The sequence below is a fragment of the Neisseria sp. genome, assembly GCF_041804105.1.
Classification (GTDB): Bacteria; Pseudomonadota; Gammaproteobacteria; order Burkholderiales; family Neisseriaceae; genus Neisseria.
Genome location: NZ_JBHCJY010000101.1, coordinates 17,282 through 30,217, shown reverse-complemented (window position 1 = coordinate 30,217; position 12,936 = coordinate 17,282). Strand labels below are relative to the sequence as shown.

At 56.7% G+C, this 12,936-nt stretch carries 15 protein-coding genes; 9 read left to right on the top strand and 6 right to left on the bottom strand.

What is annotated here, in order from left to right:
• The 5 genes from ACEYDX_RS09275 to ACEYDX_RS09255 form a co-directional block, all read right to left on the bottom strand.
• Positions 1 to 941 (bottom strand): type I restriction-modification system subunit M (locus ACEYDX_RS09275; RefSeq protein ID WP_373741735.1); only part of this gene is annotated, 941 nt, incomplete at its 3' end.
• Positions 942 to 1,048: 107 nt separating this feature from the next.
• Positions 1,049 to 1,831, bottom strand: coding sequence for a DNA polymerase beta superfamily protein (locus tag ACEYDX_RS09270; protein WP_373741734.1), 783 nt, complete (start codon positions 1,829 to 1,831; stop codon positions 1,049 to 1,051).
• 98 nt (positions 1,832 to 1,929) lie between these two features.
• Entirely contained in the window at positions 1,930 to 2,328 is a 399-nt protein-coding gene (locus ACEYDX_RS09265; protein WP_373741733.1) for a diacylglycerol kinase, read from the bottom strand.
• Positions 2,329 to 2,330: 2 nt separating this feature from the next.
• Positions 2,331 to 3,290 (bottom strand): glutathione synthase, encoded by a 960-nt coding sequence (gshB, locus tag ACEYDX_RS09260; protein WP_373741732.1) that lies wholly within the window; start codon positions 3,288 to 3,290, stop codon positions 2,331 to 2,333.
• Positions 3,291 to 3,368: 78 nt separating this feature from the next.
• On the bottom strand, positions 3,369 to 3,929 hold the full coding sequence (locus ACEYDX_RS09255) for an RNA 2'-phosphotransferase (protein WP_373741739.1): 561 nt from the start codon (positions 3,927 to 3,929) through the stop codon (positions 3,369 to 3,371).
• Between the two features lie 168 nt (positions 3,930 to 4,097).
• Here ACEYDX_RS09255 and ACEYDX_RS09250 point away from each other — a divergent pair, with 168 nt between their 5' ends.
• The 9 genes from ACEYDX_RS09250 (at position 4,098) to nudB (ending at position 11,309) form a co-directional block, all read left to right on the top strand.
• Positions 4,098 to 4,616 (top strand): GbsR/MarR family transcriptional regulator, encoded by a 519-nt coding sequence (locus tag ACEYDX_RS09250; RefSeq protein WP_373741731.1) that lies wholly within the window; start codon positions 4,098 to 4,100, stop codon positions 4,614 to 4,616.
• 398 nt (positions 4,617 to 5,014) lie between these two features.
• Positions 5,015 to 5,398 carry a DoxX-like family protein gene (locus ACEYDX_RS09245; protein WP_373741730.1) on the top strand — a complete coding sequence of 128 codons (384 nt, stop codon included), beginning with the start codon at positions 5,015 to 5,017 and terminating at the stop codon, positions 5,396 to 5,398.
• 240 nt (positions 5,399 to 5,638) lie between these two features.
• A complete protein-coding gene (locus ACEYDX_RS09240) occupies positions 5,639 to 6,121 on the top strand; it encodes a DUF2269 family protein (RefSeq protein WP_373741729.1) in 483 nt (160 codons plus the stop codon).
• Between the two features lie 55 nt (positions 6,122 to 6,176).
• Positions 6,177 to 6,584 (top strand): hypothetical protein, encoded by a 408-nt coding sequence (locus tag ACEYDX_RS09235; protein WP_373741728.1) that lies wholly within the window; start codon positions 6,177 to 6,179, stop codon positions 6,582 to 6,584.
• Between the two features lie 203 nt (positions 6,585 to 6,787).
• Positions 6,788 to 7,555, top strand: a complete 768-nt coding sequence (locus ACEYDX_RS09230; RefSeq protein ID WP_373741727.1) for a fatty acid desaturase — start codon at positions 6,788 to 6,790, stop codon at positions 7,553 to 7,555.
• 480 nt (positions 7,556 to 8,035) lie between these two features.
• Entirely contained in the window at positions 8,036 to 8,875 is an 840-nt protein-coding gene (locus ACEYDX_RS09225) for an epimerase (RefSeq protein WP_373741726.1), read from the top strand.
• A 2-nt stretch (positions 8,876 to 8,877) separates the two neighbouring features.
• Positions 8,878 to 9,126 (top strand): hypothetical protein, encoded by a 249-nt coding sequence (locus ACEYDX_RS09220; RefSeq protein WP_373741725.1) that lies wholly within the window; start codon positions 8,878 to 8,880, stop codon positions 9,124 to 9,126.
• A gap of 33 nt (positions 9,127 to 9,159) precedes the next feature.
• Positions 9,160 to 10,608 (top strand): mechanosensitive ion channel family protein, encoded by a 1,449-nt coding sequence (locus ACEYDX_RS09215; RefSeq protein WP_373741724.1) that lies wholly within the window; start codon positions 9,160 to 9,162, stop codon positions 10,606 to 10,608.
• A gap of 233 nt (positions 10,609 to 10,841) precedes the next feature.
• Positions 10,842 to 11,309, top strand: a complete 468-nt coding sequence (gene nudB / locus ACEYDX_RS09210; RefSeq protein WP_373741738.1) for a dihydroneopterin triphosphate diphosphatase — start codon at positions 10,842 to 10,844, stop codon at positions 11,307 to 11,309.
• A gap of 392 nt (positions 11,310 to 11,701) precedes the next feature.
• On the opposite strand, the gene trmA is transcribed toward nudB, so the two are convergent.
• Positions 11,702 to 12,787 carry a tRNA (uridine(54)-C5)-methyltransferase TrmA gene (trmA, locus tag ACEYDX_RS09205; RefSeq protein WP_373741723.1) on the bottom strand — a complete coding sequence of 362 codons (1,086 nt, stop codon included), beginning with the start codon at positions 12,785 to 12,787 and terminating at the stop codon, positions 11,702 to 11,704.
• Between the last annotated feature and the right edge of the window lie 149 nt (positions 12,788 to 12,936).

The following is a 12,936-nucleotide window of genomic DNA, read 5'->3' as shown; positions in this document are numbered from 1 at the left end:
TCGTCGCTGCCCATCCATTTCACGGAATAAGGCGGATTGGATACGATGGCATCAAAGGGTTTGCCGTCTTTTAATTTGGGGTTGAGCAGGGTATCGCCCAATTCGATATGGAATTTATCGTAGTTGATGTTGTGCAGAAACATGTTCATGCGGGCGAGGTTGTAGGTGGTGTGGTTGATTTCCTGCCCGAAAAAGCCTTCTTCGATCATGTGTTCGTCAAACTGCTTTTTGGCTTGCAGCAGCAGGCTGCCCGAGCCGCAGGCGGGGTCGTAGATTTTGTTGATGCGGGTTTGCCCATATGTGGCGAGTTTGGCAATCAGTTTGGAAACGTGTTGCGGGGTGAAGAATTCGCCGCCCGATTTGCCGGCGTTGGCGGCGTAGTTGGAAATCAGAAATTCGTAGGCATCACCGAACAGGTCAATCTGGTTGTCTTCGAATTTGCCGAAATCCAAATCTGCCACACCTTTCAACACGGCGGCCAAGCGTTTGCTTTTTTCGGCAACGGTGTTGCCCAAGCGGTTGGATGTGGTGTCGAAATCGGCGAACAGACCTTTGATGTCACGCTCAGATTCGTAGCCATTGGCAGAGCTTTCAATCGCTTTGAAAATTTTGTCTAAATCAGTGTTGAGGTCGTCATTGTTGTTGGCATTAGCCATGATGTTGCAAAACAATTGGCTTGGGTAGATAAAATAGCCTTTTTGTTTAATCATATCGTCTTTAATTTCTGCGGACAAACGAGGGTCGCCATCAGAAAAAGAAGCATAGTCGATGCTTTCATCGCCACCTTCGATATAGGCGGCGAAGTTTTCGCTGATAAAACGGTAAAACAGCGCGCCTAAAACATATTGCTTGAAATCCCAACCGTCAACCGAACCGCGTACATCGTTGGCGATTTGCCAAATGCGGCGTTGTAATTCTGCTCGTTGCTGGATGCCGGTCATGATGAAAACTCCATGTAAAATGAAAATTAATAATGGCTGCGAATTATAGCATTAGGGTAATTAAGGTATTTTGTGATGAGGTATACTCAGGCCGTCTGAAAACTTTTTCAAATGGCATTTTTATTTTCAACCTGATACGGAAAATGTCCCAATGTCTCCCTGAACAGTTCATCCAGCGGCTCTGTCGCCGCATCTCTCGGCGCAGGTGCCTGCAGGACGGAAACTTTATCCGCCAAGTCCAGCGTGTAACGCCGCAGGCTGCCTGAAAGGGTGTGGCGGTAGCTTTCGTCTTTTTCCGCTTTCAGCGCGACCAAATCCCGGATTTCAGACAGGGTTTCAGACGGCATACCGTCGGCAAGCTGTTCCAGCGTCATGGGCGGTACGCCGCCACGCTCTGCCGCCCATTGCGCGGCCAGAAGCGGACGGATCACGTAAAACCATTTTTTCAGGCGGATCTCGCCGTTTAGATCCATTTCTTTCAATGCGTTGGACGCGATGCCGCGGTAGTGGTGCAGCAAGGGCGCGGCTTGGGCGTATTGCGGCAGCAGGTCATTGAGTTTTTCAATAAAAACATGGTCTTGCGTATAGACAATAGGCGAGCGCAGCCATTCGAGCAGCACGGCGTTGCTTTTGCGCAGCAGGCGCAGGGCTTTGCGTATGTCCCAGCCGCCCACGTCGAACCATTGGTTTTCGATGTATTCGAAGGTGTCTTTGCGATCGTCGATGCAGAGATAGTGTTCGGGCGGCCTGATGTAGACGGCGCGCACGTCGTAATCGCTGTCGGGCGAGGCGAAACCCCATGCGCGGCTGCCGCTTTCGGCAGCCAAGAGGAAATGCAGGGGTTCGGTTTTGGCGATGGTGTCGAGTTTTTCGATGATTTGCTGCTGCATGGTTCGGGCTTTCTTTAATAAGGCCGTCTGAAAACTTGTTCAGACGGCCTGTATCGGATTGTCGGAATATGGGGAACAACGGTCGGGCAAACGTTTGCTCAACCGAATAATGCGGTCAGCCACAGTACCGCCAAGAGCAGCAAGGCGGCGAGTTGTGCGGCGGAACCTGCGTCTTTGGCGCGTTTGGCCAGTTCGTGCTTTTCGGTGGAGGTGTGGTCGACTGCGGCTTCGATTGCGGTGTTGAAGAGTTCGACAATCAGCGATAAAAATGATGCGGCAACCAGCATCATCCGCTCGGCGCTACCGAAATCCAATACGAAAGCGAGCACCACCAATGCGGCGTTCAGCCAAAGCACTTGGCGGAACGCGCTTTCGTGCCGGTAGGCGGCAGAGAAGCCGTCGCGGGAATAGCCTGCGGCATTGATGATGCGGCGAATGCCGTGTTTGCCTTTTTGAGCGGCGGCATAGTTTTCCTGTTCGTGTTCGGGGCGGTACATTTTCAGACGGCCTCTGCCCATTGTTTGACGGCATCCGCAAACATGGCGGCCACGTCGAAACCTTTCTGCTTCATGATTTCCTGAAAACCGGTAGGGCTGGTTACGTTGACCTCGGTCAGACAGTCGCCGATGATGTCGAGACCGGCCAACAGGATGCCGCGCCGTTTCAACTCGGGCGCGAGGGTTTCGGCGATTTCACGGTCGCGCGCGGAAAGCTCCTGCGCCACGCCGCGCCCGCCTGCGGCGAGATTGCCGCGCGTTTCGCCGTTTTGCGGGATGCGGGCGAGTGCAAACGGCACGACTTCACCGCCGATAATCAAAACGCGTTTGTCGCCGTGCACGATTTCGGGGATGTAGCGCTGCGCCATGATGGTGCGGGTATCCAGCCGCATCAGGGTCTCGAGAATGCTGCCTGTGTTGGGGTCGGAACCGGTCAGGCGGAAAATGCCCATGCCGCCCATGCCGTCAAGCGGTTTGACGATGATGTCGCCGTGTTCCGCCAAAAATGTGCGCACGTCGGCGGAACGGGTGGTAACCAACGTGGGCGCGGTAAATCCGGCGAAATTCAGAATCGCCAGTTTTTCGTTGAAATCGCGCATGGCCTGCCCGCTGTTGAACACTTTCGCACCCTGCTCCGCCGCGAGCGTGAGCAGTTGGGTAGCGTAGAGATACTGCATGTCGAACGGCGGATCGGTACGCATAATTACGGCATCGAAGTCTTTCAGGGCCGTCTGAAACGGCTCGGCGGAAACAAACCAGTTTTTGTCGTCATCGCTTTTCGCACCGGTAAATTCAAATGCCGCCGCCTGCGCAGTTACCGTACCGTGCCGCACCGACAGCCCGCTGCTGAGCGTGTGCGACAGTTTCCAACCGCGTCCCGCCATTTCGCGCATCATTGCGTAAGTGGTGTCTTTATAGGTTTTGAATGTGGCCAACGGGTCGGCGATAAAGAGGATATTCATGGCGCTTCCTTACAAATCGATGCCGCATCATACTCTGCAAACAGGCCGTCTGAAAAGGTTTTCAGACGGCCTTGACATTCAACTTCGATCTTCCCGCAGATATTCCGGCGGCACATGATCCGTCAGCCAGACTTGGTTGTCGGACAGATAAAATTCAAAACCGCCGCGCTGCATTTTACCGCTGTCCACCGCCAGCACCACCGCTTTGCCGTGCCGCCGACCAACCTGTACGGCGGTTTCCTTGGTCGCAGACAGATGAACATGATGCCTCTGCCCAGCAATCAAACCCTGTTCGCGGATGGATTCGAGAAACCGTTCCGCCGTACCGTGGTACAGCGTTTCAGGCGGAATCTGCGGCATGTACCCAATCGCAACCTGCGGTGTGGAATGACCTTGTGCGGCACGGATTCTGAGGCCGTCTGAAGACAGCGTAAAACGTTTTTTGTCACTGGTGGCCACAACTTCATGCAACAGCGATTTATTAACCCGCCTGCCGTGTGCCGCCGCCTGCGCCAACAACGTACCGATGTCCACCCAACCTTCCCTGTCAAGCGTAATGCCGATGGCTTCTGGATGATGGCGAAGAACATAACTGAGAAATTTGCTGACGGTTTTAAGGGTTGATTGGTCCATTTGGATTTCCGGTTGGTACTGTAATTTAATGAATCATAGCAAATAACTCAAAGAACCCATAAAAGTCATCATTTATTTACCCATACACCCGTGTTTATAAAATTCCATAATTTCTGTCTTGACAGAAATTATAGACAAAATTAAACTGCAACCATCCAAAAAAGGAACGGCATCATGAAACTGAATCCGACCACCGAAAAATTCATCCTGCACTGGGGCGAAATGGGTACCCGCTGGGGGGTGAACCGCACGGTGTCTCAAATCCACGCGCTGTTGTTTATTCTCGGACGTCCGCTCAATGCGGAGGAAATCGTCGAAACGCTGAATGTCGCCCGTTCCAACGTGAGCACCAGCCTGAAAGAGCTGCAACGGTTGAAGCTGGTGCATACCGTACACATTTTGGGTGACCGGCGCGACCATTTCGCTACGTCCGACGATGTTTGGGTGTTGTTCCGTGCGATTGTGGAAGAGCGGCAGCGGCGTGAAATCGAGCCGACGCTTGCTTTTTTGAACGAGTTGGTCAACAGCCCCGAATTTGCTCAGGAAAATGAAGCGGCTCAAAAAAGGATTGTGGAAACGCGCGATTTCATCGGTACGCTGACCGGCTGGACCAACGAAATGCTGAAGCTCTCGACGTCAACCATGTCGAAAGTCTTGAAGCTCGGGGCAAGTATCCAAAAGCTGTTGAAATAAGGAAATCCGCCGTTTCAGACGGCCTTGTGTGCACGATACCGAAACCGTCGGCAAGGGTGCGGCGCGGTAAAGACTATGCATCACGCCGACAGTCAATGCGCACAACGGATTACCTGACCCGATAACCAAAGTTCCGTTTGGAGTCCCGACCGTTCGTTTTGCCCATCTACCGGACACCGTTCCGGCAGACATTTTTAATCTGCCATTTTTTTCATTTTTAATTTCTGTTTAAACAGAAATTTTGGAAATTTCAAAATAAAAACACGTAACCGTCAGCCCGCAAACCGAACGGTATGTTCCGTTCAGACGGCCTGTCTGCATTTTCAACTGCGCCATGTGTTTTTCGACGGAATAGGTCTGATACCTGAATCTGTCGAAATCCGAAACGGAGATAAATTATGAACAAACCGCTGCCCTGTTATCTGCATTATTCGCTCGCCCTACTATGGTTATGGAGCGGTTTGCAGCCCGCGTTGTCGGCTCCCGAACAATCTTTGGAACTGCTTGCGCGGGTGGGTTTTCAGACGGCCTGGCAGATGCCTGTGTTTGCATTGTCGTCCGCGCTGGACGTGGCTTTCGGAATAGGATGTTTTACCGCATTGCGGCACAGGTCTTGGTTTTGGCTGGCCCAATGGGCCACGGTGGCGGGGTACAGCGTGATTGTTGCGGCGACTTTGCCCGAAATGTGGACGCATCCGTTTGCCCCGCTGGTGAAAAACGTGCCGGTAATGGCTCTGATGTTCTGGCTGTTCCGACAAACCGCCAAACCGAACCGGCCTTAAAGAAACGGCAAAACAGATACGACCGACCACAGCTTCGTCTGCTCCGTACCGCAGTCAAACAACTTGAACGAAGGTTGTCCACACATTCCCGCCTCACGGGAACGACATGACCCCGTATCCCGACGGATATTTCACACCGAAAACCGTTTTACCCTGCCTGCAAAACGGTTTTCAGACGGCCTTCACCGGACAGGCCGTCTGAAAAAACCGAACAGGTAAACCATTGAAAGGAAAAACAAAATGAACCTTTACCTTACCGTCAAAACCCTGCACATCATTTCCGCCACGCTGATGGTCGGCACAGGCTTCGGCACGGCGTTCTACCTGTTTTGGGCAAACCGCAGCGGATCGGTTGCGGCGCAGGCCGTGGTGTCGAAATGGGTCATGAAGGCCGACTGGTGGTTTACCACGCCCGCCGTGATTTTCCAGCCGCTGTCCGGCCTGTGGATGCTGCACTACATGGGCATGCCCTTCACATGGGACGGCGCATGGCTGTGGGTGAAGTGGACGCTCGCGCTTTACGCCCTCGCAGGCGCGTGCTGGCTGCCCGTGGTATGGCTGCAAATCAAAATGGCCAAACAGGCCGCCGCCGCACATGCCGCGGGGAATAACTCGCTCCCAAGTTCTTACAAACGCTACCAATTTTGGTGGGAACTGCTGGGCTATCCCGCATTCTGCGCCACCGTGGTGATGTATTTTCTGATGGTGATGAAACCGATGTAAGCTCAGGCCGTCTGAACGCGCACACCGATTATCCGATCCTAAAAGGAGCTTTAAAATGAACGCATTAACCGTGTTAACCATGAGCGCATCCGCCTTAGCCGTCAGCGCGGCCTGCTGGCTGCTGCTGGGCATACCGCTGCGCCGTGCGCTGGAATTTCTCTGCAACGACAACCGCGAAGGCATCAAGGAAATCAGCGGCCTGTTCTGGCAGCGGCTCTATCTCGGGCTGACGCTGTTCCTGCCCTTGCTGTTCGTGCTGCTGTTTGTTCCCGAATCTGCGGAAAATCAGGGCGAAGTGCTGCTGTATTCGCTGCGCTGGTCGATGATCGGCGGCGTCGGCCTGCTGCTCCTGATTGCCTGTCTCGTCCGCAGGCAGGTTCGGGATTTGCAGTCCACCGTCCCCAACACCACCCCGCAGACGGCCTACCGCCTGCCGACGCACCACCACCAAACCCGTCAGTAACCCCGTTCAGACGGCCTGCCCGATCCGACAGGCCGTCTGAAAAAACAGCCAAACCGGCAAACCGAATCCGCCTCTACCGTTTGCCCTTTCCGCAAAAGACCGTTCGGCAACCTGCCGAAACAGGATGTTCAGACGGCCTTACCCGCACATACCGGCCGTCTGAAAAAACACGGAAACTTCCGGATACCGACAAGGAAAAACCCATGACCCGCCCTGCCAAACCCGCCGTCGAATGGCGCGACCTGCTCGCACTCAGCCGCCGCGAAACCGCATACAACGTCCTGCTTTCCCTGCCTTTCCTGTCCGCATCATGGTATTTCGCCGCCAAAAGCTTGTACCTGCCAGCGCTGGCCATGTCGTTTTTCTTCTTTACCGCCGCCCTGCGCCAGGCACACGACTGTTACCACCACAGCATCGGTTTGGGCAGACGCGGCATACGCATCATGCTGTTCCTGGTCGCCGCAACCATGCTGTGCAGCACCCACGCCATCCGCTACACCCACCTGCAAACACCACCGCGACCCGCTCGGCGAACACGATGTCGAAGGCAACTGGGCGCGGCTTCCCGCATGGCAGGCCGTATTGTTCGGCGGCGTGTTTTCCGTCCGCACCCAATGGCAGGGATTGGTACACGGCGACCACCAAACCCGCCGTCTCAGCCGCATCGACATGCTGCTGATTTCGGGTATTTTGACCGCAGCCGCCGCATGGCCGCATCCCGTATTGGTGTACCACGTTGCCGTGATGATTGCCGCCAACGCGCTGGTGGGCTTTTTCGCCGTCTGGTGCACCGTGACCGCGACAACAGCCCCGACGGCAGCCGCATCACCACCCGCACCGAACGCCGCCGCTGGGCCAATGCCGCCACTTTCAACCTGCTCTACCACGCCGAACACCACCTGTTTGCGCGGGTACCGTCCAACCGCCTGCCCGAACTCGCCCGCCGTCTCGACGCGGCCGCCCCGAGCTGACCGCCAAACGCGTATTGCCCGCGCCGTCCGCCGAAAAAGCGGAACCAAACTGTCCGTTGGCCGCATTACTGGGCAAATAGTTTTCAGACGGCCTGAAATACAAACAGATGCAGGCCGTTTTCCGATGCCGTCTGAAATCTCCGACAGCATCGGAACGGACGGTTCGGCTTCGACTGTCGGCAGACAATCGGTTTGTGTTCCGCAATAATGCTCCTGAGTTGCCCGCAGCGTATTTTCCACCGCCTGCCACCCATACCGGCACATAACGCCACACCGGCAAACTCCTGCCGCAACACCGAAACAGGCAAACATTTCTGCCGTATCGGTGCGGCAGATGCTCCCAGGCAGGCCGTCTGAAAAAGTACCCGCATGCCGAACGTTGCTTACGGTAAAAACCTGCCCTGCGGCTTGCCAACCATGCGGCACGGCTGCCGCAACAGCTCCATGATTTCAAAACATCATGATTAGAAAGAACAAACCATGAACATCATCCTTTTCGGCGGCAGCGGCTTTATCGGCCGCCGCGTTACCGACATCCTGCGTACCCGCGACCATCTGGTCAAAACGCCGTCGCGCAGGGATTTCGACTATTTGCAGCCGGACGAAGCCGCCGCCCGCGCTTTGCTGCACGGGCAGGACTGCGTGGTGAACTGCATCGGCGTGATGAGCCGCCGCACCGACGTTTTGGAAACCGTACACCACCACACCCCTGCGCTGCTGGCGCGCCTGGCTGCCGAAGCGGGCATCCGCAACTGGGTGCAGTTGTCCGCTTTGGGCGCGCACCCCGCGCATCCTGTGGCTTTCGTCGGCAGCAAAGGGCGCGGCGACGAAGTCGTGTGCGGCAGCGGCCTGCATGTCAACACCGCCCGTCCGTCGGTGGTGTACGGGCGCGGCGGCACGAGCTGCGAACTGTTCATCAAACTCGCCCGCCTGCCCGTGCTCGCGCTGCCTGCGGGCGGACGCTTCGATTTGCAGCCCGTGCACGTGAACGAAGTGGCGGAAGGTTTGGCCGTGATGGCGGAAACTCCGCTGCCGCACGGCACGGCGGTCGATATGGCGGGCGGACGGCGCGTAACGCTCGCGCAATATCTGTCGCTGCTGCGCGAAACCCTGCACCGCAAACCGCCGCTGCGCGTTGTTCCGGTTCCGCTGAGTTTGATCAGGCCCGTGCTGCCGTTGGCCAACCTGCTTTCAGACGGCATCGTCAGCCTGTCGAGTTTCAAACTGCTGGAAGAAGGTTCGTGTGCGGATACGGCAGGCTTCGCCGCGCTGCTCGGGCGCGAACCGCTTGCGGCGGAACGTTTTGCGGACACGGCCTGAACATGTGCCGTCGGCAAGGGCGGGCAGACCGCCGATGCCGTCTGAAAACCCATTGCAGACAGGCGAATCCGTTTGCCGAACTGCCGTTTGCCGACGGCGGACTCCGGCCAATCGCAGGTACACCCGCAACCGTACATCTGCGCCGTTTTTCAGACGGCCCGTTCAAAGCCGTCGGATGCCCGCGCCGTCCGAACACCCTGCCCGTCCGAAGGCCGCCGCCGTGTATCGGAAAACAACCCGATTGGCTATAATGCGGTTCCGCCAAACGCACCGGATATTTGTCCATGAACGACTCCACCCTCTTTTCCGCCACCGCGCTTTCAGACGGCCTCAACCAGTTTGCCTCGCAGCTTTTTGCCCGCCAGCAGTTTACGTCCAACCTGCTCGAACGCAGTTTCAACCGTCCCGAAGGCTGGGTGGAGCTGGGCATCTGCATCGCCATTATGGCTGCGGCGTTCTGGTTGTCGGGCTTTCTCATCAAACGCCATCTGAAAGCGGTGCACAAAAGCAAAACGCCGCTTTCTTCCGCCAAACGGATTGTGCGGCACATCGCATCGCGCCTGCTGTGGCCGTTTCTGATGCTGCTCGGCGCGGTGGCTGCGCTTTACTGCTGGAGCAGCTTCAGCAGCCACAATGCGGTGTGGTTGCACCTGCTGGCGATGGCCGCGCGCTGGATGATGATTATCCGGCTGGTTTTGGCGGTGGTGCATTCCGCCCTGCCCGTCCACCGCTTTACCGACCGGCTCGAACGCTGGCTCTCGTGGGGCTTGTGGATTGCGTTCTTACTGTGGATTTCGGGCATCGACGACATCATCATCAACGGCATGAAATCCATCGGCTTTTCCGTCGGCTCGACCAAACTGAACCTCTACACCATCACCACCGGCCTGATTTGGGTGGCCGTGATGATGGTGTTCGCCCTGTGGCTGGCACGCTACATTTCGGAAAAACTGGAACACAGCAGCCTCGACCCCAACCTGAGCATGATTCTCTCCAAGCTCGCCAAAACGGTGATGATGGTGCTGGCCGTGCTGATTGCGCTGCCGCTGGTGGGCATCGACCTGACCGTCTTGTCCGTGTTCGGCGGCGCGTTGGGCGTGGGCATCGGCTTCGGTTTGCAGAAAGTCGCGAGCAACTACATTTCCGGCTTCATCATCCTCGGCGACCGCTCCATCCGCATGAACGACCGCCTGACGGTCAACGACTTCACGGGCTACGTTACCAAAATCACCTCCCGTTTCGTGGTGCTGCAAAACGCCAACGGCACGGAAGCGCTGATTCCCAACGAAACCTTCGTCACCTCCACCGTCATCAACGAAAGCTACACCGGCAAAGAACTGATGCAGTTCGTCAACATCCAGGTGGCCTACCACACCGATTTGGTCAAGGCATTGGACATCCTCAAAGCCGCCGCCGCAGGCCAACCCCGCATCGCCTCCAACCCGTCGCCTTTGGCCGTCATCACCAACTTCGGCGAAAACGGCATCGACCTGCGCCTGAGCTTCTGGGTAAAAGACCCCGAAAACGGTTTCGCCGCCCTGCTCTCCGCCGTTTTGCTCGACATCTGGAAACAGTTCAACGAACACGGCATCGAGTTCCCCTTTCCGCAACGCGAAGTCCGCATTCTCAACGAAGAACAGGCCCCCAGCGACATCGCCATGCTCAAAGCCGCCATCGGCGCGAAAGGCGACACCAAATCCGATACCGCGTTCGACGACGATGCCAACGACTAAGCGCATGGCGCAGATTCGTTTTCAGACGGCCTCTGTCTCCGCAGCCCCGCCGTACCGCAGCGTGCAGGCCGTCTGAACACACCCTTTCCGCACCGCGCCGGCCGGTGAAACCCATACGCCGCAGCAACCGTTCCGACCAACCCGACGCACGGCAGTACCGCTGCACACCGCACCGCAACAACGGTAAACCGTACAACCGCCCCGTTCAACGCCGTCTGAAAAACCGCCACACCATGAACAAACCCCTCAAACAGCCCGTTTCCGTCCTCGTCGTCCTGCACGACGGCGCAGGCAGCGTCCTGCTGATCGAGCGCGCCGACAAAGCCGGCTACTGGCAATCCGTCACCGGCAGCGTCGAAGCAGGCGAAACACCGCCCGAAACCGCCCTGCGCGAAGTATTCGAAGAAACCGGCATCCGCCTTTCGGCAACCCCATCCGACGCGGATTCAGACGGCCTGCTGACCGACTGGCATTTCAGCAGCGTTTACGAAATCTACCCCCATTGGCGGTACCGCTATCCCGAAGGCATCACGCACAACCGCGAACACGTTTTCTCCGCCCGCATCCCCCGCACCGCCGAAATCCGCCTGCTGCCCGAAGAACACACCGCCTGTCTCTGGCTGCCGATACAGGAAGCGGCGGAAAAAGTGTTTTCCCCGTCCAACCGCGACGCGATACTTCAACTGCACCGATACGGTTGAACGGCGGATACGCACAGGCCGTCTGAAAAAACATGTTCAGACGGCCTTTCCCATGGTGTCGAAATCTATGGGTTCACCACATTGAAGCGGCCTAACCGTACCTGCCTTTAGCACAGCCAAACCGACTGTTCAGACGGCCTGCTTTGAAGCGGATGCATTGATACCGTCATTCCGGCACAGGCGGAAATTCAGGGACTGAAAAATATCTTCTGTAAAAACAAACCGTTCTCAATATTCGGTTCCCAATTTCCGACTAAGCGGGAACGAAATGGCAAAACGTCCGGATACCGTTGGCAGAGTCAAATTAAAGGCCGTCTGAAAGGTTTTCAGACGGCCTTATATTCCCCGTTACGGTACGGCTGCATTTCGTGCGAAACAAGCCGCACCTGCGTTCATTTTTTCCTGACCAACAGCACCCCGCTCTCGGTATGATGCGTAAACGGAAACTGGTCGAACAGCGCAAAACGCCGTATTTCGTGGGTTTCCGCCAGCGTATCGAGATTGGCGCGCAAGGTTTCGGGGTTGCAGGAAATGTAGATGATGTTGTCGAACCGGCGCACCAGTTGCAGCGTTTCCGCGTCCACGCCCGCACGCGGCGGATCGACGAAAACGGTGGAAAAGCGGTAGTCGGACAATGCGATGCCCGCTTCCTGCAAACGGCGGAATTCCCGCCCGCCGGTATAGGCTTCGGTAAATTCCTCGGCAGACAGGCGTGCAATGCGGATGTTGGCGCAGCCGTTGGTCTCGATGTTCCAAAGCGCGGAATTCACGGAAGTTTTCGAGACTTCCGTGGCCAAAACCCGATGGAAATGCTGCGACAGCGGCAGCGTGAAATTGCCGTTGCCGCAATACAGTTCGAGCAGGTCGCCGCCCAACCCCTGCGCCGCGCCGCACGCCCATTCGAGCATTTTTTCGCAAACGCGGGCATTGGGCTGGGTAAAGCCGCCTTCGGTTTGGCGGTACACGAATTCCCGTGTGCCCACGCGCAGTTTTTCGGTAACGAAATCACGGCTCAAAACGATTTTCTGCCCCCTGCTGCGGCCGATGACGGCGATACCCAAACCGCGCTGCAAGGCTTCGGCGGCGGCCTGCCATGATGCGTCGAGTTTTTTGTGGTAAATCATCGTAACCAGCATTTCGCCGCTCAAAGTGGCCAAAAACTCCACCGCATACCAGCGTTCGGCCAGCACCGCATTTCCGCGCACCGCATCCATCAGGCGCGGCATCAAATCATTAATGGATTCTGCGGCGGCGGGAAAAACGTCGCAGCGTATCATGCTCGCGCCGCCTGCCTTTTTGCCCGGCTCGAACATCGCATAAAACATTTCGCCGCCTTCATGCCAAACGCGGAATTCCGCCCGCATCCGGTAATGTTCGGCGGGCGATTCGTACACTTCAAGCTCGGGAACAGGCAAACCCGCAAACAGGTTGTTCAGGGCGGCGGTTTTCTGTTCGAGCTGGATGCGGTAGGCAGTCATGGCGGAGTCGGGAGCAGGATGAAAGGGCGGCCATTATAGCAAAGGCCGTCTGAACGCGCCGCAAACGGGCTGCACACGGCGGCCTTTTTCAGACGGCCTTCAAACTGCTATACTCTCCCCCGTTTAACCAACCTGATTCCAAAGGAACC